Annotated in this window: 30 protein-coding genes, 1 tRNA gene and 1 pseudogene; 19 read left to right on the forward strand and 13 right to left on the reverse strand. The window is 56.3% G+C overall.

Going from position 1 to position 23,168, the window contains the following annotated elements; translation table 11 throughout:
- Positions 1-105 precede the first annotated feature (105 nt).
- The 9 genes and pseudogenes from fliL (at position 106) to C2E16_RS13155 (ending at position 7,388) form a co-directional block, all read left to right on the forward strand.
- On the forward strand, positions 106-588 hold the full coding sequence (fliL, locus tag C2E16_RS13115) for a flagellar basal body-associated protein FliL (protein ID WP_038625397.1): 483 nt from the start codon (positions 106-108) through the stop codon (positions 586-588).
- A 4-nt stretch (positions 589-592) separates the two neighbouring features.
- A complete protein-coding gene (gene fliM, locus C2E16_RS13120; protein WP_084971315.1) occupies positions 593-1,600 on the forward strand; it encodes a flagellar motor switch protein FliM in 1,008 nt (335 codons plus the stop codon).
- Positions 1,593-2,003, forward strand: coding sequence for a flagellar motor switch protein FliN (fliN, locus tag C2E16_RS13125; protein ID WP_084971313.1), 411 nt, complete (start codon positions 1,593-1,595; stop codon positions 2,001-2,003). The genes fliM and fliN overlap by 8 nt, the downstream gene beginning before the upstream one ends.
- 2 nt (positions 2,004-2,005) lie before the next feature.
- Entirely contained in the window at positions 2,006-2,410 is a 405-nt protein-coding gene (fliO, locus tag C2E16_RS13130) for a flagellar biosynthetic protein FliO (RefSeq protein ID WP_084971319.1), read from the forward strand.
- Entirely contained in the window at positions 2,410-3,141 is a 732-nt protein-coding gene (fliP, locus tag C2E16_RS13135; protein WP_038629957.1) for a flagellar type III secretion system pore protein FliP, read from the forward strand. Before fliO ends, fliP begins: the two co-directional genes overlap by 1 nt.
- A 14-nt stretch (positions 3,142-3,155) precedes the next feature.
- The gene (fliQ, locus tag C2E16_RS13140) at positions 3,156-3,425 is read left to right on the forward strand and encodes a flagellar biosynthesis protein FliQ (protein WP_038625390.1); all 270 of its coding nucleotides are present in this window, start codon (positions 3,156-3,158) and stop codon (positions 3,423-3,425) included.
- A gap of 47 nt (positions 3,426-3,472) precedes the next feature.
- Positions 3,473-4,257: pseudogene (fliR, locus tag C2E16_RS13145) on the forward strand (flagellar biosynthetic protein FliR).
- Between the two features lie 650 nt (positions 4,258-4,907).
- Positions 4,908-5,543 carry a transcriptional regulator RcsA gene (gene rcsA / locus C2E16_RS13150; RefSeq protein WP_038625386.1) on the forward strand — a complete coding sequence of 212 codons (636 nt, stop codon included), beginning with the start codon at positions 4,908-4,910 and terminating at the stop codon, positions 5,541-5,543.
- Between the two features lie 144 nt (positions 5,544-5,687).
- The gene (locus tag C2E16_RS13155; protein ID WP_084971312.1) at positions 5,688-7,388 is read left to right on the forward strand and encodes a methyl-accepting chemotaxis protein; all 1,701 of its coding nucleotides are present in this window, start codon (positions 5,688-5,690) and stop codon (positions 7,386-7,388) included.
- A gap of 52 nt (positions 7,389-7,440) precedes the next feature.
- Here C2E16_RS13155 and dsrB read toward each other — a convergent pair whose 3' ends face one another.
- Positions 7,441-7,638: a protein DsrB gene (gene dsrB / locus C2E16_RS13160; RefSeq protein ID WP_038625382.1), complete on the reverse strand. Its 198-nt coding sequence runs from the start codon at positions 7,636-7,638 to the stop codon at positions 7,441-7,443.
- Between the two features lie 57 nt (positions 7,639-7,695).
- Positions 7,696-7,854 carry a YqaE/Pmp3 family membrane protein gene (locus tag C2E16_RS13165; RefSeq protein ID WP_038625380.1) on the reverse strand — a complete coding sequence of 53 codons (159 nt, stop codon included), beginning with the start codon at positions 7,852-7,854 and terminating at the stop codon, positions 7,696-7,698.
- 337 nt (positions 7,855-8,191) lie between these two features.
- On the opposite strand from C2E16_RS13165, the gene C2E16_RS20590 reads away from it, so the two are divergent.
- The 3 genes from C2E16_RS20590 to C2E16_RS13175 all read left to right on the forward strand — a co-directional run bounded on the left by C2E16_RS20590 (position 8,192) and on the right by C2E16_RS13175 (position 10,859).
- Positions 8,192-8,401, forward strand: a complete 210-nt coding sequence (locus C2E16_RS20590) for a DUF2525 domain-containing protein (protein WP_121495295.1) — start codon at positions 8,192-8,194, stop codon at positions 8,399-8,401.
- A 388-nt stretch (positions 8,402-8,789) separates the two neighbouring features.
- Complete coding sequence (locus C2E16_RS13170) at positions 8,790-9,596, forward strand: mannosyl-3-phosphoglycerate phosphatase-related protein (protein WP_038625378.1); 807 nt, start codon at positions 8,790-8,792, stop codon at positions 9,594-9,596.
- A gap of 42 nt (positions 9,597-9,638) precedes the next feature.
- Positions 9,639-10,859: a glycosyltransferase family protein gene (locus C2E16_RS13175; RefSeq protein WP_038625376.1), complete on the forward strand. Its 1,221-nt coding sequence runs from the start codon at positions 9,639-9,641 to the stop codon at positions 10,857-10,859.
- 90 nt (positions 10,860-10,949) lie between these two features.
- On the opposite strand, the gene C2E16_RS13180 is transcribed toward C2E16_RS13175, so the two are convergent.
- The 7 genes from C2E16_RS13180 to C2E16_RS13200 form a co-directional block, all read right to left on the reverse strand.
- Positions 10,950-11,216 (reverse strand): hypothetical protein, encoded by a 267-nt coding sequence (locus C2E16_RS13180; protein ID WP_038625374.1) that lies wholly within the window; start codon positions 11,214-11,216, stop codon positions 10,950-10,952.
- 105 nt (positions 11,217-11,321) lie between these two features.
- Entirely contained in the window at positions 11,322-11,999 is a 678-nt protein-coding gene (locus tag C2E16_RS13185) for a LexA family protein (protein WP_038625372.1), read from the reverse strand.
- 113 nt (positions 12,000-12,112) lie between these two features.
- Positions 12,113-12,292: a YodC family protein gene (locus tag C2E16_RS13190; RefSeq protein WP_038625370.1), complete on the reverse strand. Its 180-nt coding sequence runs from the start codon at positions 12,290-12,292 to the stop codon at positions 12,113-12,115.
- A gap of 35 nt (positions 12,293-12,327) precedes the next feature.
- The gene (locus C2E16_RS20870; protein WP_133052077.1) at positions 12,328-12,585 is read right to left on the reverse strand and encodes a hypothetical protein; all 258 of its coding nucleotides are present in this window, start codon (positions 12,583-12,585) and stop codon (positions 12,328-12,330) included.
- On the reverse strand, positions 12,551-12,682 hold the full coding sequence (locus C2E16_RS21180) for a hypothetical protein (protein ID WP_257152224.1): 132 nt from the start codon (positions 12,680-12,682) through the stop codon (positions 12,551-12,553). The genes C2E16_RS20870 and C2E16_RS21180 overlap by 35 nt, the downstream gene beginning before the upstream one ends.
- 40 nt (positions 12,683-12,722) lie before the next feature.
- Positions 12,723-13,625: a DUF808 family protein gene (locus tag C2E16_RS13195; protein ID WP_038625368.1), complete on the reverse strand. Its 903-nt coding sequence runs from the start codon at positions 13,623-13,625 to the stop codon at positions 12,723-12,725.
- A 15-nt stretch (positions 13,626-13,640) separates the two neighbouring features.
- Positions 13,641-13,910 (reverse strand): hypothetical protein, encoded by a 270-nt coding sequence (locus tag C2E16_RS13200; RefSeq protein WP_038625366.1) that lies wholly within the window; start codon positions 13,908-13,910, stop codon positions 13,641-13,643.
- A gap of 160 nt (positions 13,911-14,070) precedes the next feature.
- On the opposite strand from C2E16_RS13200, the gene yedA reads away from it, so the two are divergent.
- Positions 14,071-14,985 carry a drug/metabolite exporter YedA gene (gene yedA, locus C2E16_RS13205; protein ID WP_084970610.1) on the forward strand — a complete coding sequence of 305 codons (915 nt, stop codon included), beginning with the start codon at positions 14,071-14,073 and terminating at the stop codon, positions 14,983-14,985.
- 26 nt (positions 14,986-15,011) lie between these two features.
- On the opposite strand, the gene C2E16_RS13210 is transcribed toward yedA, so the two are convergent.
- A complete protein-coding gene (locus tag C2E16_RS13210; protein ID WP_038625363.1) occupies positions 15,012-15,494 on the reverse strand; it encodes a very short patch repair endonuclease in 483 nt (160 codons plus the stop codon).
- A 141-nt stretch (positions 15,495-15,635) separates the two neighbouring features.
- On the opposite strand from C2E16_RS13210, the gene C2E16_RS20875 reads away from it, so the two are divergent.
- Both C2E16_RS20875 and C2E16_RS13215 read left to right on the forward strand, forming a co-directional pair.
- On the forward strand, positions 15,636-15,791 hold the full coding sequence (locus tag C2E16_RS20875; protein WP_156462405.1) for a hypothetical protein: 156 nt from the start codon (positions 15,636-15,638) through the stop codon (positions 15,789-15,791).
- Positions 15,770-16,357 carry an alanyl-tRNA editing protein gene (locus C2E16_RS13215; RefSeq protein WP_084970609.1) on the forward strand — a complete coding sequence of 196 codons (588 nt, stop codon included), beginning with the start codon at positions 15,770-15,772 and terminating at the stop codon, positions 16,355-16,357. Before C2E16_RS20875 ends, C2E16_RS13215 begins: the two co-directional genes overlap by 22 nt.
- Positions 16,358-16,369: 12 nt before the next feature.
- Here C2E16_RS13215 and C2E16_RS13220 read toward each other — a convergent pair whose 3' ends face one another.
- The gene (locus C2E16_RS13220) at positions 16,370-17,779 is read right to left on the reverse strand and encodes a DNA cytosine methyltransferase (RefSeq protein ID WP_084970608.1); all 1,410 of its coding nucleotides are present in this window, start codon (positions 17,777-17,779) and stop codon (positions 16,370-16,372) included.
- Positions 17,780-18,046: 267 nt separating this feature from the next.
- On the opposite strand from C2E16_RS13220, the gene C2E16_RS13225 reads away from it, so the two are divergent.
- Positions 18,047-19,642 (forward strand): methyl-accepting chemotaxis protein, encoded by a 1,596-nt coding sequence (locus C2E16_RS13225; RefSeq protein ID WP_081981765.1) that lies wholly within the window; start codon positions 18,047-18,049, stop codon positions 19,640-19,642.
- Here the strand turns inward: C2E16_RS13225 and C2E16_RS13230 are convergent, their stop codons facing one another.
- Both C2E16_RS13230 and C2E16_RS13235 read right to left on the reverse strand, forming a co-directional pair.
- Positions 19,643-19,951, reverse strand: coding sequence for a hypothetical protein (locus C2E16_RS13230; RefSeq protein WP_038625358.1), 309 nt, complete (start codon positions 19,949-19,951; stop codon positions 19,643-19,645).
- A gap of 69 nt (positions 19,952-20,020) precedes the next feature.
- Positions 20,021-20,725: a phosphohydrolase gene (locus C2E16_RS13235; RefSeq protein WP_038625357.1), complete on the reverse strand. Its 705-nt coding sequence runs from the start codon at positions 20,723-20,725 to the stop codon at positions 20,021-20,023.
- Between the two features lie 636 nt (positions 20,726-21,361).
- Here C2E16_RS13235 and C2E16_RS13240 point away from each other — a divergent pair.
- From C2E16_RS13240 to C2E16_RS13250, 3 genes are all read left to right on the forward strand, one after another.
- Entirely contained in the window at positions 21,362-22,024 is a 663-nt protein-coding gene (locus C2E16_RS13240) for an ASCH domain-containing protein (RefSeq protein WP_038625356.1), read from the forward strand.
- Between the two features lie 106 nt (positions 22,025-22,130).
- Positions 22,131-22,919 carry a DgsA anti-repressor MtfA gene (mtfA, locus tag C2E16_RS13245; RefSeq protein ID WP_038625355.1) on the forward strand — a complete coding sequence of 263 codons (789 nt, stop codon included), beginning with the start codon at positions 22,131-22,133 and terminating at the stop codon, positions 22,917-22,919.
- 92 nt (positions 22,920-23,011) lie between these two features.
- Positions 23,012-23,087, forward strand: a tRNA-Asn gene (locus tag C2E16_RS13250).
- The last annotated feature ends 81 nt before the right edge of the window (positions 23,088-23,168 follow it).

Here is a 23,168-nt window from a genome sequence, read left to right on the forward strand (position 1 = left end):
AAAGGCGCGTCTTTTCCCCCCATTGATCGGCGAGAGACGCGGGATAATCACTCTCGGCTCGCCACTACGGCCTGCCCCAGATAATTCACAGGGTATTTCTGCAAAATGTCTGATAACGCGAAAGCCAAAGGCCGCAAACGTTCCATCCTGATTCCGGTGTTACTGGTTGTAACGCTGGCCGCTTGCAGCGTGGCAGGCTATGCAGTCTGGCGAATAATGAATAAAACCGACGGTCATCAGGGCGCTGCGAAAGTGGAACCGCCTGCCGCACCGGTCTTTTTTGCTCTTGATACATTTACGGTTAACCTGGTCAATGCGGATAACGATCCCGATCGCGTGCTGTACGTAGGCTTTACCCTGCGTCTGCCCGACGAGGCGACGCGCCTTCGCATGAACGACTACCTGCCTGAAGTTCGTAGCCGGTTGCTGCTGCTGCTTTCCCGCCAGGATTCGCTGAAGCTGGCGTCCGAACAGGGCAAGCAGGCGCTGGTGGAACAGATCAAGCAGTCGCTGGCGCCGCCGCTGGTTAAAGGTCAACCTCCGCAGGTCGTAAACGATGTACTGTTTACCGCCTTCATTTTGAGGTGAGTTAATGGGCGATAGCATTCTTTCACAAGCTGAGATTGACGCGCTTCTCAATGGCGACAGCGAAAGCGCGGAAGATGATAAGAATAAAAGTACGGGCGATGACAACATTCGTCCCTACGACCCTAATACCCAGCGTCGCGTGGTGCGCGAGCGTCTGCAGGCGCTGGAAATCATCAACGAACGTTTTGCGCGTCAGTTCCGTATGGGGCTGTTTAACCTGTTGCGTCGTAGCCCGGATATCAGCGTCGGTGCGATTAAAATTCAGCCGTATCATGAATTCGCCCGCAACCTGCCGGTGCCGACCAACCTGAACCTGATCCACCTGAAGCCGCTGCGCGGAACCGCTCTGTTCGTGTTCTCGCCCAGCCTGGTGTTTATCGCGGTGGACAACCTGTTCGGGGGCGACGGCCGCTTCCCCACGAAAGTGGAAGGACGCGAATTTACCCACACGGAACAGCGCGTAATCCGCCGTATGCTCAAGCTGGCGCTGGAAGGCTACAGCGACGCATGGAAAGCGATTTATCCGCTGGATGTTGAATATGTGCGTTCGGAGATGCAGGTGAAGTTCACCAACATCACCACCTCGCCGAACGATATTGTGGTCACCACGCCGTTTCAGGTGGAGATCGGTAACCTGGTAGGGGAATTCAATATCTGTATCCCCTTCAGCATGATCGAGCCGCTGCGCGAACTGCTGGTCAACCCGCCGCTGGAAAACTCCCGACAGGAAGATCAGCACTGGCGCGAAACGCTGGTGAAACAGGTGCAGCACTCCGAGCTGGAGCTGATCGCCACCTTCGCCGACGTTTCTCTGCGCCTGTCGCGCATACTGCAGCTGAAGCCCGGCGATGTATTACCGATTGAAAAACCGGATCGCATTATCGCCCATGTCGATGGCGTGCCGGTGCTGACCAGCCAGTACGGTACCCTGAACGGACAGTACGCGCTGCGTGTAGAACACTTGATTAACCCGATTTTGAATTCGCTGAATGAGGAACAGCCCGATGAGTGACAGCAATAACACGTCCAATGACAACATCTCTGCGGACGATCTGTGGGCTGAGGCGATGGGTGAACAAGCCGCAGCCGACAGCGCGTCATCCACGGAGAGCGTCTTCAAGTCCCTGGACAGCAAAGATATCGGTGGTTCGCTGCAGGATATCGATTTGATCATGGATATTCCGGTCAAGCTGACCGTTGAGCTGGGCCGCACCAAGATGACCATCAAGGAGCTGCTGCGTCTGACGCAGGGTTCGGTGGTGGCGCTGGAAGGTCTCGCCGGCGAGCCGCTGGATATCCTGATCAACGGCTACCTGATCGCCCAGGGCGAAGTGGTGGTGGTCAATGATAAATATGGCGTGCGCATCACCGACATTATCACGCCGTCTGAACGTATGCGTCGCCTGAGCCGTTAATGATGAATAGCCATACCCAGCAGGCCTCTTCCCTGCACGCCGCACAGCCCGCTTTCTCCACCGGTTCCGCGCTGACTCAGGTCAGCAGCGTGCTGGCGGGCATCGTGCTGCTGATCCTCGCCTGCGCCTGGCTGGCGAAACGCTTCGGCTTCGCGCCCAAGCGTCTTGGCGGCCCGCAGGCGCTGAAAATCAGCGCCAGCGTGCAGATCGGTCAGCGCGAGCGCGTAGTGATCGTCGACGTGGAAGATGCCCGACTGGTACTGGGCGTGACTGCGCAGCAGATTACCCATCTGCATACGCTGCCGCCCAAAGCTCCCGAACAACAGGATGCGCCGCCCGCCCAGGCGGCACCTGACTTCCGTCAGATTTTACAGACGTTAGTGAAACGTCCCGGAAAACCCCAATGATTCGTCGCCTGCTTCCGTTGCTGCCTCTGCTGCTGTTAGCGCCTGAGGTGCATGCTCAGTTGCCTGGTCTGGTTACTCAGCCGCTGCCTGGCGGCGGACAGAGCTGGTCTCTGCCGGTGCAGACGCTGGTGTTCATCACCTCGCTGACCTTTTTGCCGGCCATTTTGCTGATGATGACCAGCTTTACGCGCATCATTATCGTCTTCGGCCTGCTGCGCAACGCGCTCGGCACGCCCTCCGCGCCGCCGAACCAGGTGCTGCTGGGACTGTCGCTGTTCCTGACCTTCTTTATCATGGCGCCGGTGTTCGACAAAATTTATCAGGACGCCTACCTGCCGTTCAGTCAGGACAAAATCACGATGGACGTGGCGCTGGAGAAAGGCGCGCAGCCGCTGCGTGAATTTATGCTGCGTCAGACGCGCGAAGCGGATCTTGCGCTGTTCGCCCGGCTGGCGAATACGGCGCCGATCGCCGGACCGGAAGCGGTGCCGATGCGTATCCTGTTGCCCGCTTACGTCACCAGCGAGCTGAAGACCGCGTTTCAGATTGGCTTCACCGTCTTTATTCCGTTTTTGATTATCGATCTGGTCATTGCCAGCGTGCTGATGGCGCTGGGGATGATGATGGTACCGCCGGCAACGATTGCCCTGCCATTTAAGCTGATGTTGTTCGTGTTGGTGGATGGCTGGCAGCTGCTGGTCGGTTCTCTGGCGCAGAGCTTTTATTCCTGATACCCGGAGCAATCATGACCCCAGAATCGGTAATGGTCCTTGGCCACGACGCGATGAAAGTCGCCCTGATGGTCGCCGCGCCGCTGCTGCTGGCCGCGCTGGTCAGCGGCCTGATTATCAGCCTGCTGCAGGCTGCCACGCAGGTGAACGAACAGACGCTCTCCTTTATTCCCAAAATTCTGGCCGTCGCCGCGACCGTAGTGGTCGCCGGTCCGTGGATGCTGAACCTGCTGCTGGACTATATCCGCACGCTGTTCAGCAACCTGCCCTACATAATTGGCTAGCCGACGCTGTCGGCGCGCCGCCTTTCCGGTTTTAAGAGACGCGATTTATGGTAACGCTGGACAGCAGCCAACTTATGCTGTGGGTCGGTCAGTTCTTCTGGCCGCTGGTGCGCCTGCTGGCGCTGTTCAGCACCGCGCCTATTTTCAGCGAACATTCCGTCAGTAAGAAGGTCAAAATCGGTCTGGCGGTGATGATCACCTGGATACTGGCGCCAACATTACCGCCGGTTAATGTTACGCTGTTTTCCGTCGGCGGTTTTTGGTTGTTGATTCAACAACTGTTGATTGGCATTGCGTTAGGCTTCACCATGCAGTTCGCCTTTGCGGCGGTGCGCATGGCGGGTGAACTAATCGGATTACAGATGGGGCTCTCTTTTGCTACCTTCTTCGATCCGGGCAGCCGCCTGAATATGCCGGTGCTGGCGCGCTTTCTTGATATGCTGGCGATGCTGCTGTTTTTAACCTTCAACGGGCATCTATGGCTGATCTCGCTGCTGGCGGACAGTTTTCATACATTGCCGATTGGCGGAGACCCACTTAACGCCAATGCATTCCTGGCGCTTGCCAAAGCGGGGGGTTAATTTTCCTCAACGGAATGCGACTTGCGCTTCCGCTAATCATTCTGTTGCTCACCATTAACCTGGCCCTGGGTTTGTTAAACCGTGTTGCACCTCAGCTATCCGTTTTCGCGATAGGTTTCCCCGTAACCTTATCGATCGGAATTTTAACAATTGGCATACTTATGCCCCTTCTCGCTCCTTTCTGTGAGCACCTTTTCAGTGAAGTATTTGATTTACTTTCTGACATACTTTCTGAAATGCCGCAAAAGTAAACTCCAACATTTCTTAATCTGTAAGATAGCCACACTTAAGCACCCACAATGTTTCTGAGTACTTTTCGAACCATTTTTATCAGAATTTCACTGAGGAAAATCTGATAAATAGTGCCTGGTGGTGAAATTTATTCGCATTAAATGGCGCTTCGCGTATTTTAAAATGGAATTCGCAACGGGCATAAACTCAGGTCCAGCACGGGTTGAACGCGCAAGTGAATGTTTTCGAAAGGAAAAATTTTTCTGCCGTTTTTTCTTGTCTAAAATGGATTTTTACGGCATTGTCATCGCTCTCGAATTCTTCACACATTCGAGAAGTAAATGCTTTTAAGAATTGTCCTATCAGGATTATCTTAGTTGTGCGAGATAGTGACAACGTTCTTAAAAGCCGCATAAGACGTACGCCAGAGCCAAATGTCGTTACTGACAGGCCGCCTCTCGCGTTCTGCTGCGCTTAAGGCAGTGATTTATCCTGCCCTGCGAAAAATCTGCTGTAGTTACAAGGAAGAAAGATGACCTCAGCCATGCTCTGTTAAGAATTCAACACAGCTGAGTAAAATTACAAGATTGTTAATAGAAATCTTTCCCGTACCGCGAACGCGTATTCATCGTTGATTTAAACGGATAACAAATTGGTGAGGGTCGCTATCATGCCAACGATTATTATGGATTCATGCAACTACACACGTCTGGGATTAATGGACTACATGGCAACAAAGGGAGTTAAAAAGAAAAATATCTCATCCGTTAACGACATTGAACAGCTACAAATTAAGTGTCAGCAGGTAAAACCTGGCGTCGTCTTTATTAATGAAGAGTGCTTCATTCATGAGGCAGACTCCAGCGAGCGTATTCGTAATATTATTCTTCAGCACCCTGACACCATATTTTTTATATTTATGGCGATTGCCAATATCCATTTTGAGGAATACCTCTACGTTCGTAAGAACCTGATTATTACGTCAAAATCGATAAAGTCCGCCACGTTGGATAAATTATTAAGCAGCTACCTGCAAAAGAAAATCAGCGCGTCTACGCGCGCCTCTTCTGGCATCGATGTCAATCCACTGACGCTTAGCCAGACGGAATCTAATATGCTGAAAATGTGGATGTCAGGACATGACACCATACAGATTTCCGACAAGATGCAAATTAAAGCCAAGACGGTTTCGTCGCATAAAGGCAATATCAAGCGTAAGATCAAAACGCATAATAAACAGGTGATCTACCATGTGGTGCGCTTAACGGACAACGTCACGTCCGGCATCTATGTGAATGTAAGATAAAAAAAGGCCGGCTCTGCCGGCCTTTTTTATTGCTTCTCCGTTTTGCGACCTACCTCTCATTTATCCCACTAAGCCTTTTGCCGGGGTTGCCGATGCTAATACCGATCTGACATCGCCTACCTTACTTACAGAGAGCAAAAGGATATGAAAACCACCTCCCCTGACGGGGCCCACGATCGGGTCAGTTTTTGGCAGCATCTGCGTTTGGTTCCTATGTTCACGACGATTTTCACCGGTATCCTGGTGCTTTTCGCCCTGAGCATCGGCCTGTCCGGCTGGTTTTTACAGCAAAGCAACCGGTCTCTGGATGAGGCGACGCAGGAAATCCAGATTCGCATGGCGCTCTCCAACAGCTCCAACCACCTGCGCACCGCCCGGCTGCTGGTGATCCATGCCGCCGCCGCCGCGCGCATAGGCGAAATGGAGGAGTTTCGCTCTATTCTGAGCGCGGTTGAGAAGCGTCTCGGCCAGGCGCAGCAAAATTTTACTACCTATCAGAATCGTCCCAATAAAGGCGAAGCGGACAGCGCGCTGGACGCGCCGTTGCAGGCGCGTTTTAACAGCTACCTGGAAAAAGGCGTGATGCCGATGGTACAGTCCGCCAAACAGGGCAGCTTTGAAGGAGTGATTGCGCAGGAAACGGACATTACCCGCAAGCTCGACGACAGTTATAACGAAGTGCTGTTAAAAGCGATTCAGATCCGCACCGCTCGCGCCGAAGCGATCAATCAGCAGGCCACCGCGCAGTCGCATCTCGGCTACCTGATTATGGGCCTGGCGTTCGCCGTCGCGCTGGTGCTGACGCTGATGACCTTTATCTTCCTGCGTCGAGTGGTGATCCAGCCGCTGCATCAGGCGGGCGAAAGCATCGCGCGCATCGCCGCCGGCGACCTCACCGCCCCGCCCCGCCGCTGGGGCCGTGGCGAAATCGGCGTGCTGAGCGCTAACCTGCAGGCGATGCAGCAGGCGCTGGTGACTACCGTTGGCGTGGTGCGCGAAGGCGCGGTGGCGATCTATCAGGGTTCTGGCGAAATCAGCGCCGGCAATACCGATCTGTCGTCACGCACCGAACAGCAGGCGTCGGCGCTGGAGCAGACCGCCGCCAGCATGGAGCAGCTCACCGCCACGGTGAAACAGAACGCCGATAACGCCCATCACGCCAGCCAGCTGGCGGCTGACGCCTCCGGCAAAGCACGGGAGGGCGGCGATATCGTTAGCGGCGTTATCAGCACGATGAACAATATCTCCGGCAGCTCGAAGAAAATCGCCGAGATCACCACCGTGATCAACAGCATCGCTTTCCAGACCAACATCCTGGCGCTTAACGCGGCGGTGGAAGCGGCGCGTGCCGGGGAACAGGGACGCGGCTTCGCCGTGGTCGCCAGCGAAGTGCGCAACCTCGCGCAGCGCAGCGCTCAGGCGGCGAAAGAGATTGAGGCGCTGATCGCCGAATCGGTGCATCTGATTGGCCAGGGATCTGAGCAGGTCAGCCATGCAGGCGCCACCATGACCGATATTGTCGAGGCGGTGCGACGCGTTACCGATATTATGGCGGAGATCGCCGCCGCCTCCGACGAGCAGAGCCGCGGCATTCAGCAGGTCAGCCTGGCGGTAACGGAGATGGATAACGTGACGCAGCAAAACGCCTCGCTGGTAGAAGAAGCCTCATCTGCCGCCGCCTCGCTTGAGGAACAGGCCGCGCGCCTGACGCAGGCCGTCGCCGCGTTTCGTCTGTCACAGCAGGAAACCGCTTCGTCACCGAAAGTCGCCGCGCCGCAGAAAGCGCCGCCAGCAGCGAAGCTGCGTCCTGCGCTGGCTGAAAATGAGAACTGGGAAACCTTTTAATCAGGCGTGATGCGCTGAGATAAAAAAACCACCTTCTGAGAGGTGGTTTTCTTTATTCGCCGCCTGAAGCGGGCTCGACGAAAATGCCGTCGTCGTGTCCGGTTTCGTTAAAAAACCAGATCCCCAGCGGATAATCCTCCAGCGCCACCAGATACATGGTGCCTTCATTAAAATCCTCTACCGCCAATACGGTGCCGGGCCGCCGCGGACCGCCATCGGTTTTTACCGTAACGCGATCGTTTACCTTCATGTTTATTATGTTCCCCTGCTCAGGCCATTACCGTTACAGCGGAGAATAAACGGCGAATTAACGCCGCGCAATAACCCAGACCGCATGAATGATGCCGGGGATATAGCCCAACAGCGTTAGCAGGATATTCAGCCAGAATGCGCCGCCAAAACCTACCTGTAAAAAGACACCCAGCGGCGGTAACAAAATGGCGATAATAATGCGCAATAAATCCATAACTTCTCCTGTTTTGTAGATTTTATCCATGGGTAAGTGTAGCAGGAAGGTTATTAATTGCCTGTAAGGTCTGGTAAAGGTTAAGAAATATGGCATCGGACATTTTCATTTTCTTAACGTTTTCCCGCAAGACTTCAGACACGCTTTTTGCCTACACTTATCGCCACTGCACCAACCCCACAGGCGCAGTCAACCTAAAAGTAACAAGGATTTTGCCCGCGCTTCGCGGGCTTTTTTTTAGGTATTTTCTTATTTGTTCCCTGCCGCGATCCCGCTCGCAACAACCTGGCCCGCATCGCCTATACTTTTTGCGTCCATCCTGGCGTCGGAGGCGGTTATGAACAGTGACTCTCGCTACAGCGGCTCGTCGTCTGACAGTGCTGAACCGCGTTCCCCTTTCGCTGGCGCGCAATGTTTTAACCGCATGGATGAAGGAAATGAATGGGAGCAACAGGATGCTGAAAGGCGCGCGCGTGGTCATTCAGCGCTGGAAGAAGCGTTTGAACTCGATATTCATGATTGTTCGGTCAGCGAAATGCATCGTTAACAGCGGTATACGCGGGATCGTACATAAAAAAATCCCGGCCTGTTAGGGCCGGGATGACAGAGTCGTCAATGAAATTCGTTACACCAGGAAATTCCCTTACGCTGCCAGAGTACGTTAAACATCCCTTAAGATAAATCTTATTCATTCTGCATAATGCCGCCTTTTCCGCCCTGTTTTCTCACGCCGCGCTGGAAAAGCAGAGAGATTTCACTTTATTAGGCGCGCTTAGCATTTCGCCTTTTCTGACAACAAACGCGCTATTTTCCAGAATTTTCTGAGCCTGCACGAAACGCGCCTTTTATCTCCACGTCCCTCACAATTAACAACTCTCGTTATACTTAGGCAGAGCATTTACCCCATCGGACGCCGTTATCATGAGGACTTTGGCATGCCGAATTTGCAAGATCCCTTAATGATCGTCACCGACCTCGACGGATCGCTGTTAGATCACCACACCTACAGCTGGCAGCCGGCGGAACCCTGGCTGGCGCGGCTGCGTGACGCGCAGATCCCGCTGGTGATCTGCACCAGCAAAACCTCAGCGGAGATTATTCCGTTGCAGCAGCGGCTCGGCTTTCCCGGCGCGCCTTTTATTGCTGAAAACGGCGCGCTGGTGCAGATCGATAATGCGCAGGGCGAGATGGTGCGTCACCACGCGGGCAAAGACTATAGCGAAATCTGCCACTGTCTGCGCCGCTTGCAGCAGCAGCACCATTTCCGCTTTACCGGCTTTAGCGATTTTACCGAGAAAGAGCTGGCGGCCATTACCGGTCTGCCGCCCGCCGAAGCGGCGCTGGCGCGCATGCGCGAGGCGTCGGAAACGCTGGTCTGGCGCGACAGCGATGAACAGCTCGCCCTCTTCCGCCAGGCGCTGGAACAGGCGTCGCTGATGCTGGTGCAGGGCGGCCGTTTCTGGCACGTCATGCCGAAAGGCAGCGGCAAAGGCGAGGCGCTACGCTGGCTGTTGCAAAATATGACCACATCGGGAGGAAAACGCTTTATTACCGTCGGGCTTGGCGACGGCCCGAACGACGCGCCGATGCTGGACAGCGTCGATTACGCCGTCGTCATTAAGGGATTCAGCAAAAGCCCGGTTGAGCTGACGCGCCAGGATGAGCGTCACGTCTATCAAACCACGGAATATGGCCCCGCTGGCTGGTGCGAAGGCCTCGACTATTTTATCTCACAGGAATGACCCAGGCGCGGCGTTAACGCCCGCCTTTATGTGGAGCCAGATATGAGTGATTTTTTCCAGAACGGTGTCATAACGAATTTTCATAACCTGACCGGCCGCTCAACCGAGGCGCTGGAAAGTGAGATGGTACAGTTTGCGCGTAAACGCAAGATGGGTTTGATTCTGCCGTCGCTGTTTTCCGAACTGGAAGGCCCGGCGCTGAGCCATATTGTTGATGAGCTGGCGAAAGTGCCCTACCTGGAGGAAATCGTTATTGGGCTCGATCGCGCCGATCGCGATCAGTTTCTTTTCGCGCGCGACTTCTTTTCACGCCTGCCGCAGCGCCACCGTATTTTGTGGAACGACGGTCCGCGCCTGAAGGCGATCGATGCAGAGCTGGATAAAGAGGGCCTGTCGCCCACGCAGCCGGGCAAAGGCCGCAACGTCTGGTTTTGTACCGGCTATACGCTCGCTTCAGACCGCAGCAGCTGCGTCGCGCTGCACGACTGCGATATCGTCACCTATGAGCGCGGCATGCTGGCGCGCCTGCTCTATCCGCTGGCGAATCCGGCGTTTCAGTATGAGTTCTGTAAAGGCTTCTATGCGCGCGTCGCGAACAACAAACTCAACGGGCGCGTGGGCCGCCTGCTGGTAGGACCGCTGCTGCGCTCTTTGCAGCAGGTGTATGGGCATTCCGATTATCTCGACTACCTCACCAGCTTCCGCTATCCGCTCTCCGGCGAGTTCGCCATGCGCACCCACGTGCTGAACGGCATTAAAATCCCCGGCGACTGGGGTCTGGAAATCGGCGTGCTGTCGGAGATCTACCGCAACTACACCACGCGGCAGACCTGTCAGGTCGAGATCGCCCATAACTACGATCATAAACATCAGCCGCTGTCGGAAGAGGACGGCACCGGCGGCCTGCGTCGCATGAGCAACGATATTGTGCAGTCGCTGATGCGCAAGCTGGCGACCATGGGCGTGAACCTGACCAGCGACTCCTTCCGCGTGCTGAAGGCGACCTACTACCGCAACGCGCTCGATATGATGGAAATTTACAGCCACGAGGCGAGCATGAACGGGCTGCATTTCGATCAGCACAGCGAGGAAGCGGCGGTCGAGATGTTCACTCAGGCGATCCTGGATGCCGGACTGGCGTTTATGGAGCGGCCTAACGATAAGCCGTTTATCCCCAGCTGGAGCCGCGTCCAGTCCGCCTTCCCCGATATTTTGCAGCGTATCTATCAGGCGGTGGAAGAGGATAACCAGGGCAAGGTGTAAGACGACGGCAAAGCGAGCCGCCTCCTACCGGAATAAAGAAGCCCGCTATCAAGGCGGGCTTCTTATTGGGCGCAGGCATAAGCGGCTTCCCTACTCTTTTGGACGATTTTGCGCGGGCGATTTGGTTTCAATGCGGCGCAGCTTCTTCCACGCCTGCCGCACGCCGCGCTGCGCCATCTGACGGGTATAGCGCTCAAATATGGCGGTGCGACGGCGCTGTTCCGTGCGGTTGTCATACCACATCATACCGCCGCGCAGCATGGCGAAGGCCACGCCCAGCAGATAGCCCCACTCCTGTAGCGTCAGGCGGGTCACACAGCCCTTCACGATGCCTAACAGTAACAACAGCGCGTTCATTAACATCTCCATCCCTCTTCTCCCAGCGATAAAAGGATGAATTAATAATGAACCAATAGTACATAAATAACAAGAACAATTAGTTCATTTTGTTAATGAGATCGCTTAACCTAAATTTTCCCATTTTGCTTCCACCACCACGCCGATGATGCGGCAATCATCATGAATTTCCTGCATTTTATATTCGGGATTCAACGGCTTAAGGTATTTGCGCCCGCCATCTTCGATATAGCGCTTAAAGGTCGCTTCGTTGGCGTTGATTAGCCTGGCAACCACCAGCTTGCCTGATGTGGCGGGGATATCGGGATCGACCAGAATCATCATCCCTTCCGGGATGCTCAGGCCGACCGGCGACGTCATCGAATCGCCTTTCACCTCCAGCCAGAAGCTGTTTTCGCTGACGTGGCGCGTGGTGGCGGGCCAGCGGTCGATCTCCGCGCGCGACCAGGGTTCGACCGCTTCGCTCCAGAGCCCGGCGCTGACCCAGCTGATCAGCGGATAGCAGCGCATAGCGGGCGCCTGGGTAACGCTGCGCACGTTGTTATCCAGCCGCGTCGATCCCAGCTGTAGCCATTCGCGGCTCACGTCAAGATAGTCGGCCAGCGCCTGGATCTTGCCGTCGCGCGGCAGCGCCTCGCCGTTCAGCCATTTGCCCACCGCGCGCGGCGTTACCGCCAGCGCGCGCGCCAGGGCGACGCCGCGCCCATGCGCTTCCAGCCCTTTGCGATTGCAGGCTTCGATAAGCCTGGCGGAAAAAGCCTGACGATACGTTTCTTCTGACATAGTTCACCTGGTTCATCAATAGCGCGCCAAAACGCGAAAAATGCGTAATAATGAACCAAATGTACAAAATCGTCGCCCGCCAGTCAAGACCGGCGGGCACGCAGGAAAGGGATTTAGCTGGCGAGCTGACGGGAAATGTTCACGGGAGAAAGTTCTTCTTCACGGAACGCTTCGCGGCGGACGCTGTAGCCATCGTACCAGCGACACTCAACCATTCCGCTGGCGATGCCAGTGACGATCATGGTTTGACCACCCTCTTTATGCTTCACTTCATCGCTGACGCTGATAAACATAACGCGGCCTCCTTAGTTAGGTTAAAAAGCACCCATTATGTATAGCAGGCAGCACCTGGATTTTCCTCCAGCGCAGATAAAAAGCCGGAGCTGACACGCAACAGCCAGTGAAAAATAAGGAATATAAACAAAGCGCGTAAAAATTGACGCTGCCGTTTAATATTTATAGCCCACTGAAAAAAGGGCATAAAAAAACGGACCTGAGTCCGTTTTTGCGCGTTTTGATCACGACCGTCGCCAGCCGATCCCGGCTTAAATTCAGATTTTGCAGCCTTCGCAGTCCGCTTCGTCATCCATCAGCTCAGGCAGTTCGCTCGCTTTCTTTTCCGCGTTGGCCTGCGCCTCTTCCAGCTGGGCGTCAATATCAAACTCAAACATATCGTCGTTCATGGCATGCTCCCGTTAATCAAATTTCGCCGCTCTTTATACCTTAAGCGCGCAGCTTCGCAATCAGATTTACCGCCAACAGCACGATCGACCCAATGATGAAGCCGATAACCAGGTTGGCGCCGTTTTCCAGCAGCGTGGCGATGAAGCCGCCAAAGCCTTCGCTGAAATGGGTAATGGCGTGATGCAGCGCCGGAACGCCATGCACCACGATGCCGCCGCCCACCAAAAACATCGCCAGCGTGCCGACCACCGACAAGATTTTCATCAGCCAGGGCGCCGCCACCAGCAGCATCCTGCCGATGCCCTGCGCCACCGCCGACGATTTCTCGCTCAGCCAGTAGCCGAGATCGTCCAGCTTAACGATGCCCGCCACGATGCCGTAAACGCCGATAGTCACCAGAATGGCGATGCCTGCCAGAACGATCACCTGGTTCAGCAGCGGCGCGTCGGACACAATGCCCAGGGTGATGGCGACGATTTCCGCCGAGAGAATAAAATCGGTGCGCACCGCGCCTTTGATTTTCTTTTTCTCATAGCCAGCCGGGTCCTGCTCCACCAGCTTCTTCAGCCGCAGCTGCCGCGCCTCCGGCGATTCGGCGTTCTTATCGCGATGCAGGCTGTGCATCACCTTTTCCACGCCTTCATAACAGAGATAAGCGCCGCCGATCATCAGCAACGGCGTAATCGCCCAGGGCGCGAAGGCGCTGATCACCAACGCCAGCGGCACCAGGATCAGCTTATTTAAAAACGATCCTTTCGCGACGCCCCAGACCACCGGCAGTTCGCGGTTCGCCTTAACGCCCGACACCTGCTGCGCGTTCAGCGACAGATCGTCGCCCAGCACGCCTGCGGTTTTCTTCGCGGCGACCTTGCCCATAACGGAAATGTCATCCAGCAACGTCGCAATATCATCAAGCAATGTCAGTAAGCTACTTCCAGCCAAGTTAAATTCCTTATATTACAGTTCATCATGCTGACAACAGGGGCAAACCTGTATCTCGCTGACCGCCATATCAGCTATCCCTTCACAGTCCCACTCAACGCGCACCGGCCCTTCTCCGGCATGATGGTGCAGATATTTACTGACCGCGCTTTCCGTCATGCCGGTGATCTCTTCCGTCGCCACCAGCGTATCGCCAACATACACCCGCGCCGTCGCGCGCGTGTTGACCATGCGCTCTCCTTGTAGCTTATAGAGTCGCCGTACCGTCAGCTTAATGCTGGCCATGCTCTCCCCAGAGTGTTCAGGCTAAAACAGCGATCTAAGCAATTATGGTTCGCTTTGGCAAACTTTGCGCCAAATCACACGGCGGCCCCGGCAAAAAAGCAGGTAATTTTGCCAGGATCATGGCAGATTAAAAGCCTTTTATTACAGACGGATTGAAAAAATGTCGCGTTCCGCTGCCGCGCCGCTGCCCTTAGCGCTGGCGCTGTTTACTTTATATATTGTCTGGGGTTCTACCTATTTCGCCATTCGCCTCGGCGTGGAGAGCTGGCCGCCGATGATGCTGGCGGGGCTGCGCTTTTCGCTGGCCGGGCTGATTCTGCTGGCGTTCCTGCGCTGGCGCGGACAGCCGCTGCCGGGACGTCGGGCCGCGCTGAATGCGGGCCTGATCGGTCTGCTGCTGCTGGCGGTCGGCAACGGTCTGGTGACGCTGGCGGAACATCAGCAGGTGCCCTCCGGCCTGGCGGCGGTGATGGTGGCGACGGTGCCGCTGTTTGCGATGTGCTTCAGCCGTCTGTTCGGCATTCGCACGCGAAAAATCGAATGGCTTGGCATTCTGGTCGGGCTGGCGGGCATTATGCTGCTGAACAGCGGCGGCCACCTGGCGGGCAATCCACAGGGCGCGATTTTAGTGCTGATTGCGGCGCTCAGCTGGGCATTCGGTTCGGTGTTGGGGTCGCGCATCCTGCTGCCGCAGGGGGCGATGGCGGGCGCAATTGAGATGCTGGCGGCGGGCGCGGCGCTGCTGTTGGCCAGCGCGCTGAGCGGCGAACGCTTGAGTGCGCTGCCCGATCTTCAAGGTTTCCTGTCGTTAGGCTACCTGATGCTGTTCGGCTCGATTATCGCCATCAACGCCTATATGTATCTGATCCGCAACGTCTCGCCGGCGATCGCCACCAGCTACGCCTACGTTAATCCGGTGGTAGCGGTGCTGCTCGGCACCTCATTCGGCGGCGAAACGCTTTCCCCGCGCGAATGGCTGGCGCTGGCGGTGATCATCTTCGCCGTGGTGCTGGTGACGCTGGGCAAAACGTTGTTCCCTGAGCGCCGCGCCGTCACCGAAGAAAACGACAGATAATCCGTTTACCTGTGAAAAAGCCGGCCTTACCCGGTCGGCAGCGTTAACGGATGCATTCCCTGGTGATCGATAGCGGCGTTGCTGTCGCTCGCCAGGAGCCACTCTTCCAGGCGGCTGATCATCGCCTCGTCATCCAGCTTCAGTTTGCCGCGCAGCGCGCATTCCCAAACCACCAGCACTTTCCACTGCTGCTGCGTCAGCTGGGCGATATGCCGTCGGTCGCGCTCCACGTTGCTGCCTATCTTTCCCATCCAGAATGCGGTGCGGGTGGCGGGCACCTTAAACAGATAGCAATGATGGTGATGCCAGAAACAGCCGTGAACAAAAATAATCGCCCGCTGTTCATCAAGGACAAAATCGGGCCGTCCCGCCAGATTCTTATCCTGTACCCGGTAGTGAAAGCCGCGATCGGTCAGCAGCTCGCCCAGACGCTGTTCAATGGCAGTATCGCGCGTGCGGATCGCGCGCATATTTTTGCTGCGTACGGCGGCGGAATGCACATCGGCCATAGCAATATCTCCTTGTTGTCTGTTAACAGTGTATGCGCCGTCGGGAGAAACCGGCAAACCGCCGCTGCGTCTGCCGCAATAATTTACAAGCCAACCGTTGCGCAAACTGCCAAACTGAATTTTTTGTTGAGGAGAAGAGAGATGACGCACCTGCTATGCCATACCGGTCCTGAGACGACGCGCTGCGACGCGAAAATTACCGCCTGGGGAGAGGATGAAAAGGGAAACTGGATCGCCGTCGACCGCACGGTTTTTATCCGCAGGGCGGCGGCCGGATGTCCGACCGCGGCACGCTGACGCTGGGCGAACAAACGCTGACGTGCCAGCTGGCGCTGCAACGCGACGGCGCGGTGCGCCACTACCTGACGGATCTGCCGGATAACCTTAAACCTGAAGCGCCGCTGCGGCTGGCTATCGATGCGCCCTTTCGTCTGATGGCGTCACGCTCGCACAGCGCCGGGCATCTGATTTCGCATGTGGTGGAAACGCTGCGTCCCGGCCTCATTCCCGACAAGGGCCACCACTTTTTGCCGGGCGCGTACGTGGCGTTTCAGGGCGAACTGGCTGACGACGCGGAACGTTTTTTACGACTGGTGCAGCAGCAGGTCGAGGCCGCCATCGCCGCTTCGCTGCCTGTTCGCATCGGCGCCGGTTCATTTAGCGATATCGCCGCGCTGCGTCCCGAACTGGCGGATAAGATCCCGCAGCAGGCGCAGATCCGCACCGTGACCATTGGCGACTATCGCCCCTTCGCCTGCGGCGGCACGCATGTCCCCCACAGCGGCGCGATCGGCGCGCTGGCGCTGCGGAAAATCAAAGTGAAGAACGGCATGCGCATCAGCTATGAGCTGTTAACTGACTGAAGGCGACGCTGATTATCGCTTGCTTACCGCCTCGGCGATCCAGGGCCGCAGCAGCTGCGCCACGGCGGCAAAGACCGGCACAATCACCGAGTTGCCGAACTGGCGATAGGCCTGCGTATCGGATACCGGAATGCGGAACGGCTGGCCTTCCGGCGTCTCGAAACCCATCAGCCGGGCGCATTCGCGCGGCGTCAGCCGCCGTGGCCGCCGCTGCTGATTATCGGGATGATCGAAATCCGCCTCGCCGAGGGCGCGATCCCAACCGCGGTCGATCAGGATCTCCGAGCCATCTTTGTAATAGCGCGCCGAAAGGGTGCGCACCACGCCGTGCGTGCTGGCAGGATCGAACAGGCCAAAGCCGAAGCCGTTGCCGCGCGCCTGATGCTTACGCGCATAGTTATAGAGATACTTCCAGAGCGTCGGCGTCAGGATATATTTTTCATCGACCTGCGGCTCCAGCAGCTCCGCCAGCGTACGACGACGCTGCGGCCAGTAGCGGGCGATATCGCGCAGCGTAAAGCCCGGCTTCAGCCCCAGCTCGCGGCGAAAGCCCACCAGCACAATGCGTTCACGGTGCTGCGGCAGAAAATGCTGGCCATCGATGATTTTCGGGTCTGGCCCGACGGCATCGGCGTCCGCCACCTCATAGCCCAGCTCATCCAGCGTCTGCATTATAATGCGGAAGGTGTTGCCCTTATCGTGGCTTTTCAGATTCTTCACGTTCTCCAGCACGAAGATGGCTGGCTTCTTGGCGGCGATAATGCGCGCCACATCGAAAAAGAGCGTGCCCTGCGCCTCGCAGGCGAAACCGTGCGCACGGCCCAGCGCGTTTTTTTTGGAAACGCCGGCCAGCGAAAAAGGCTGGCAGGGAAAGCCCGCCAGCAGCACGTCATGATCGGGAACCGTCTCATCGATATGCCGCCAGGCGGTCTGCTCATCGACGTCGGCGCGCTGACTTAACGTGACGTCGCGGATATCCTGATTAAAGCGGTGCTGCTGTTCATCACAGTACCAGTTAGCTTTATAGGTGCGCACCGCATGTTTGTTCCATTCGCTGGTAAATACGCACTGGCCGCCGATCGCTTCAAAGCCGCTGCGAATGCCGCCGATGCCGGCGAAAAGATCGATAAAGCGAAAAGCATAGTTGGGATGATGCGCGGGCGGCGCGGGCAGCATCTGCCGCAGCTGCGCTGTTTCTTCATCAGTCAGCAAACGCGACTGACCCTGGCCGTTTTGCCAGCGAGTGAGCGATTCGCGCGTCCATTCATACTGGCCGAGCTGGCGCAAACGGGCCGCCACGGTTTTCCGATCGTATACCGCCAGCACCTTTTCTAGTAGCTGCATATCCTCAATGCGCTTTTTCTGCGCATCAGCCTGCGCCTGTTGCGCCAGCGGCGGCGCCAGTTCGTCAAATTCGCTCATAACTTTGCTGTTCAGGAAAAAAGTGGCGCAAGTGTAACATCTGTTTGACCCGGCGCTCCATCAGTTAGCGACGCGCCTTGCCGGGTTTGCGAAGTGACAAGCCCTGGATGCGCGCCATGCTGGCGATGAAGAAAATTAACCTCGCCGTTTCTGCCTGCGATTTGTCTTAATTCAGCCAGAGAAACTAAAACTGCTTTCGGCGCGGCCGCTGTCACAAAATTGACATCGGCCGCGCCAATACTCCTTTTTATTTTTTTGGAAAGGATTATGTCGCTACTATCAGTGCTTCCCCTGCGTCTGTCGCGCCTGGCGCGTCGTCCCGCTTTTCGCTTGCCCGCCTTTTTATTCAGTCTCAGCGGCGGATTCTGGACCTTTCTGGCTCTGTTTTGCCTGTTGCAGTGCGCCAGCGTGCTGATGATTACCCTGTCGGTGAATCACAGCCACGCCACGGTGGAAACCGCGCGGCAGCTGCATACCCGTCAGGCGCTGCTGGAAAACGCGCGCGTCGCGCTGCTGACCGCCAGCGACAACAGCCATCGCGCCGGCATCTGGTTTATGCAGGATAAGGAGACCGGATCGGTCGACAGCTGGAAGCCGCTCGCAGCCAGCGCGGCGACGGCGTTGGCCGAGGCGCAGTCGCTGTTCTCCCGCTACGGCGCGCCGAAGGAGAGCGCGCTGTCGCAGAGCTTCAATCAGCTGACGGAAGGGTTGCAGGAGCAGCTGAAAAGCCTCAACGACAACACGATCGACGGCTTTTTTATGGTGCCGATGGAGGCGTTTCAACAGCAGTTCAGCGAGGCATGGCGCGCCACGCTGACCGAGGCCGATCGTCAGGCTGGCGTAACCAACGACGCGACGCTGCATTCGCTGACCGAAAGCCGCAACCTGCTGCTGTTCTTCTCGCTGCTGTTGCTGGCGATGCTGGCGACGGCGGGATGGCTGCTGCTGCGCGGCGTGCTGCGGCCGCTGAATCAGGCGGCCAGCGAGCTGAAACATATCGCCATCGGCAATTTGAATCAGCCGCTGGCGCAGCGCGGCCGCCAGTCGCATGAGATGGCGCAGCTGTGGCAGGCGATGACGCAGATGCAGCAGGGATTGCAGCATATCGTGCGCGAAATCAACGCTATTGCTGACGCGGTGATGCAGAGCGCGGAAGGCATGGTGCGGCAGAGCGACACGCTTAACCACAGCAATCAGCAGCAGAGCAGCGCCTTTGCCCATATCTCCGCGCGCCTGTCGCGCATGGCTGAAGAGGTAGAGAACAGCAGCCGCTTTACCCATCATGCCACTCAACAGGTGCAGCATACCGACAGCCTGACGCAGCGCTGCGGCGAAATGGTGAGTCAGGTCGATACGCATATGCAGGATATCGTGCTGGCCTCCGGCGAAATCGCCGGCATCGTCAATCTGCTGGAAGGGTTGTCGTTGCAAACGCGAATGCTGGCGCTGAATGCGGCGATCGAATCGGCGCATGCCGGCGTCTACGGACGCGGTTTTTCCGTGGTGGCTAAAGAGATTGGCCTGCTGTCGAACCAGAGCAGCCATTCCACGCGCGAGATCGATCGCCGCATTCAGCATACGCATCAGCATATCGCTACCGGGTCGGAACGCGTGCAGGCGCTGGAGGCGCTCTATGGCGAGATCCGCACCGAGGTGTCGGGCGTTGTGGTGCTGTTAGCGGAGCTGGAGCAGAACGCGGCGGCGCAAAGCCAGCGCGTTGGTAAGATCGCTGCGGAGATTGCGCGCATGGCGCAACAGGTGGAAGAGAACGAAGCGCTGTCGCAGCAAAGCGCCCTCGCCTCACAAACGTTGATCCAACAGGCGCAGCGCCTTTCGCAAAGCGTGCGCCAGTTCAGTCTGTAGCTACTTCTTCTTTTTGTTTTTCTTCAGCAGCGAACGGATCTGTTTCAGTTCGCTGCTGGTCAGCTGCGGCGCCTCATCTTCCTGCGCCGCTTCCGGCACGCTTTCCTGCGCCGCCTCCGGGAAAGTTTCCTGCACGCCTTCCTGGGTGTGCTGGGAATCGATCGCCGGATGCGGTTGAGTCAACAGGCTGGCTTGCAAACGCTGGCTGACTTCCTGACTCAGCGAAAGCTGGTTTTCCAGCGCCAACGTTTTCAGGGTCTCTTTTAAGGCGGGATCAATTTTAATCGTTAAGCTAACCGTGTCAGTCATACCATTCCTCCTGGTTGTTTGGGTCAACGTAGCGGAACGGGATAGAATTTAACATACTGTCACAAAAATTTAATATTCATCCATCACCGGCGTAAAGTCGCGCAATACAGATTCATCCAGCGAAACCAGATCGCCCTGCAGCTCGGCGCACAGCTTAGCCATATAGGTGACCAGAAACGCGACGTTGTGTTGCGCCAGACGTTTCCCTTCTGCGGTCTGCATCGTGTCGGGCAGACGCAGCAGCTTCTTCTGAAAGTGATCCAGCGTCCAGCTGGCATCATCCAGTTGACGATCGCGTCCTAACGGATCGTCGCTGTCGAACAGCGCCCTGCCCAACGCGCCTGAGGTGTAGAACACCCGCGCCAGCCCGATGGCGCCCAGCGATTCCAGCCGATCCGCATCCTGCACAATGCGCGCTTCCAGCGTTTCCGGCTTAATGCCGGCGCTGAAGCTGTGCGCCTGTATCGCGTGGGCCACGGCGTTATGCAGTTCAACGGGAAAATCGATAAAATCTTCGCTCAGAATACGGCGCGTTTCCACCGCCGCCTTGCTGGAGGCGAGATGCCGCTGCGGATGATTCTTCGGCAGGTTGACAACATCGTGAAAATAGCAGGCGGTTAACACCACCAGCGGGTCCGCCTCGGTGCCCTGCATAATATGCTGCGCGGTTTTCCAGACACGACGAAAATGCGCGATGTCGTGCGCCTTATCATCCTGCGGCCAGGAGGTATGCAGCCAGTTTTCAAAGCGGGATTGCCAGAGTGTCAGGGACATCATCTACTCCTTCTTATTATTAGCGGAGATGCTGAATGGCGAGACGGTAAACAAGCGTGGAGCGATAGATCTGTTGCGGATATACCGTTCTTTTGTGACAACGTAATGACGCCATCGACATTGTCACTTGTGTAAGTCTTTCATTAAAATTGCGATCTACATCAAGTTATAGTGACCACCCTACAAAATAACAACATCAATGCAACATCCTTCTTTTCCCGTCTCTCAGGATATCTCCTAAAAAATATAAGAAATCGTAATGATGCATGCATAAATCAGACAACAGGAGTACTGCATGTCCGACCAGCCTGTGCGATATTGTTGCCGTCGTGACTTAAGTCAAACTAATTAACGAAAACGGTGTCTCTGCGCATTACAGCCAGGTAAGCTACTGTAAAAATATACAATAAAGCACTGAGACGCGTATGTCATTTATCGTAAACGGTAATATTTTCTGACGGGGAGACGTCAGTCCCCTTTTCCCTGACAGGCGGTGCAGTTTGATAAGGGGTTCTCATGAATAATTATTGAAATGATTGCCCCCTTTTATCATGAGTAATGTTAGGATTTATCTTATTGCCTGTTCCACACAGTCATTACCGGGTACTTAAGAAAAGAAGAAAAACGAGGTATATCATGAAAGAAAGGCCAATTCTGTTCTCTGAACAACGCGTGCGCGCCCTGTTGGCAGGCCAGCAAACTCAAACCCGGCGGATTATGAAGTCGCAGCCTTTCGGCCCCGGACAGGATAATCACGAAGGGTGCTATGTCGTTGACGTGACCAGCAACTATCTCCACGGCAAAAAGATGATGAGCATGGCGAACCTGAGCTATCAGTGTCCTTATGGCCAGCCGGGCGATCGGCTGTGGGTGCGCGAAACCTGGCGCGGCCCGATTGTGCCGACGGCGGAGCTGGAGGCCTATGAACGCGCGCCCGCTAATTTCCGTCAGGCGAAATATTGCCAGTATCGCGCCGACAGCCGCGAGTTAGGGCAGCAGCATGACGAGGAGAGCGAAACCTTCGGCTGGCAGACCGGCATCCATATGCCGCGCTGGGCCAGCCGCATCGATCTGTTGATTACCGGCGTGCGCGCGGAGCGCATTCAGGAGATCAGCGATGATGACGTTATGGCGGAAGGCGTGCAGACCGATTCACATTTCCTGAACCACTTTTTCACCATGAACCATGAATCGATCGCCCCGAAAGAGGCCTACCGCAAAGCCTGGGAAAAACAGTACGGCGGCACCAGTTGGGAAGTGAATCCGTGGGTATGGGTGATCGAATTTCGCCGCGTCTGATCGCAGGCTGTGACGTCTTTCCGCTTTAGCGCGTTCAACGGTTGCGTGAAAAGTCGGGCTGCGGCATGGTACGCCGTTAATAACGTTTCGCCGAGTGAGTATTGCGATGATCAAATGGCCGTGGAAAGAAAAAGTTTCTCCTGCGCCTTTGCCCTGGCAACAGGCGCTGGCGTCGCCCATCTTTGCGTCACTCCAGCCGGATGAAGAGCAGACGCTGGTTCAGCTGGCGCAGCGATTTTTGCAGCACAAGCGGCTGGTGCCGCTGGCCGGTCTGGAGCTGGACGCTCTGCATCATGCACGTATCGCTCTGCTGTTCTGTTTACCGGTGCTGAAGCTGGGGCTGGAGTGGCTGGATGGATTTCATGAAGTGCTGATCTATCCCGCGCCGTTTGTCGCTGAAGATAGCTGGCAGGATGAAGACGGGCTGGTGCACAGCGATCGCAGCGTGCAGTCAGGCCAGAGCTGGCAGCAGGGGCCGATTATTCTCAACTGGCTCGATATTCAGGACTCATTCGATCTCAGCGGCTTCAACCTGATTGTTCATGAAGTGGCGCACAAGCTGGACGCGCGCGGCAGCGGCTATACCAACGGCGTGCCGGCGATCCCGCTGCGCGAGGTGGCCAGCTGGGAACAGGATCTGCACGCCGCGATGGAAGCCATTCAGGAGGAAGTCGATCTGGTGGGCGAAAACGCCGCCACCATCGACGCCTATGCCGCGACCGATCCGGCTGAATGCTTTGCGGTGCTGTCAGAATACTTTTTCAGCGCGCCTGAGTTGCTGGCGCAGCGCTTTCCCTCTTTCTATCGACGCATGACCCATTTTTACCGGCAGGACCCACTAGGACGTCTGCGTCCGCAGGCGGAACCGCTACAGGAGGATCTGCCGCAGGCGTGAATTGCTGCAAAGCTAGCCAACTGAATAGTAATAGTTTTTTTACTGTTGACAGCCCGGTAAGCTGACGGTAATATTCGCGCCACTTAACCGATTCCTCTGTAGTTCAGTCGGTAGAACGGCGGACTGTTAATCCGTATGTCACTGGTTCGAGTCCAGTCAGAGGAGCCATATTTAGAAAAGCCCGCTCAGGGAAACCTGAGCGGGCTTTTTGCATTACGCACCGCAAGCAACCTGTCACGCCGGGCCCTC

It is taken from the genome of Mixta calida, assembly GCF_002953215.1.
Lineage (GTDB): Bacteria > Pseudomonadota > Gammaproteobacteria > Enterobacterales > Enterobacteriaceae > Mixta > Mixta calida.

Coding starts and splice junctions, on each gene's coding strand:
- C2E16_RS20590 (WP_121495295.1), top strand. CDS start 8,192: ATGAACAGTGACTCTCGCTACAGCGGCTCGTCGTCTGACAGTGCTGAA.
- C2E16_RS13200 (WP_038625366.1), bottom strand. CDS start 13,910: ATGGCCAGCATTAAGCTGACGGTACGGCGACTCTATAAGCTACAAGGA.
- fliL (WP_038625397.1), top strand. CDS start 106: ATGTCTGATAACGCGAAAGCCAAAGGCCGCAAACGTTCCATCCTGATT.
- C2E16_RS13210 (WP_038625363.1), bottom strand. CDS start 15,494: ATGGCCGATGTGCATTCCGCCGCCGTACGCAGCAAAAATATGCGCGCG.
- C2E16_RS13165 (WP_038625380.1), bottom strand. CDS start 7,854: ATGGATTTATTGCGCATTATTATCGCCATTTTGTTACCGCCGCTGGGT.
- fliN (WP_084971313.1), top strand. CDS start 1,593: ATGAGTGACAGCAATAACACGTCCAATGACAACATCTCTGCGGACGAT.
- fliQ (WP_038625390.1), top strand. CDS start 3,156: ATGACCCCAGAATCGGTAATGGTCCTTGGCCACGACGCGATGAAAGTC.
- fliM (WP_084971315.1), top strand. CDS start 593: ATGGGCGATAGCATTCTTTCACAAGCTGAGATTGACGCGCTTCTCAAT.
- yedA (WP_084970610.1), top strand. CDS start 14,071: ATGTCGCGTTCCGCTGCCGCGCCGCTGCCCTTAGCGCTGGCGCTGTTT.
- fliO (WP_084971319.1), top strand. CDS start 2,006: ATGAATAGCCATACCCAGCAGGCCTCTTCCCTGCACGCCGCACAGCCC.
- C2E16_RS13215 (WP_084970609.1), top strand. CDS start 15,770: ATGTCCGACCGCGGCACGCTGACGCTGGGCGAACAAACGCTGACGTGC.
- C2E16_RS21180 (WP_257152224.1), bottom strand. CDS start 12,682: ATGAACGACGATATGTTTGAGTTTGATATTGACGCCCAGCTGGAAGAG.
- C2E16_RS13190 (WP_038625370.1), bottom strand. CDS start 12,292: ATGTTTATCAGCGTCAGCGATGAAGTGAAGCATAAAGAGGGTGGTCAA.
- C2E16_RS13155 (WP_084971312.1), top strand. CDS start 5,688: ATGAAAACCACCTCCCCTGACGGGGCCCACGATCGGGTCAGTTTTTGG.
- rcsA (WP_038625386.1), top strand. CDS start 4,908: ATGCCAACGATTATTATGGATTCATGCAACTACACACGTCTGGGATTA.
- C2E16_RS13230 (WP_038625358.1), bottom strand. CDS start 19,951: ATGACTGACACGGTTAGCTTAACGATTAAAATTGATCCCGCCTTAAAA.
- C2E16_RS20875 (WP_156462405.1), top strand. CDS start 15,636: ATGACGCACCTGCTATGCCATACCGGTCCTGAGACGACGCGCTGCGAC.
- C2E16_RS20870 (WP_133052077.1), bottom strand. CDS start 12,585: ATGACGAAGCGGACTGCGAAGGCTGCAAAATCTGAATTTAAGCCGGGA.
- C2E16_RS13185 (WP_038625372.1), bottom strand. CDS start 11,999: ATGTCAGAAGAAACGTATCGTCAGGCTTTTTCCGCCAGGCTTATCGAA.
- C2E16_RS13225 (WP_081981765.1), top strand. CDS start 18,047: ATGTCGCTACTATCAGTGCTTCCCCTGCGTCTGTCGCGCCTGGCGCGT.
- C2E16_RS13170 (WP_038625378.1), top strand. CDS start 8,790: ATGCCGAATTTGCAAGATCCCTTAATGATCGTCACCGACCTCGACGGA.
- C2E16_RS13175 (WP_038625376.1), top strand. CDS start 9,639: ATGAGTGATTTTTTCCAGAACGGTGTCATAACGAATTTTCATAACCTG.
- C2E16_RS13235 (WP_038625357.1), bottom strand. CDS start 20,725: ATGTCCCTGACACTCTGGCAATCCCGCTTTGAAAACTGGCTGCATACC.
- C2E16_RS13220 (WP_084970608.1), bottom strand. CDS start 17,779: ATGAGCGAATTTGACGAACTGGCGCCGCCGCTGGCGCAACAGGCGCAG.
- C2E16_RS13180 (WP_038625374.1), bottom strand. CDS start 11,216: ATGAACGCGCTGTTGTTACTGTTAGGCATCGTGAAGGGCTGTGTGACC.
- C2E16_RS13240 (WP_038625356.1), top strand. CDS start 21,362: ATGAAAGAAAGGCCAATTCTGTTCTCTGAACAACGCGTGCGCGCCCTG.
- dsrB (WP_038625382.1), bottom strand. CDS start 7,638: ATGAAGGTAAACGATCGCGTTACGGTAAAAACCGATGGCGGTCCGCGG.
- mtfA (WP_038625355.1), top strand. CDS start 22,131: ATGATCAAATGGCCGTGGAAAGAAAAAGTTTCTCCTGCGCCTTTGCCC.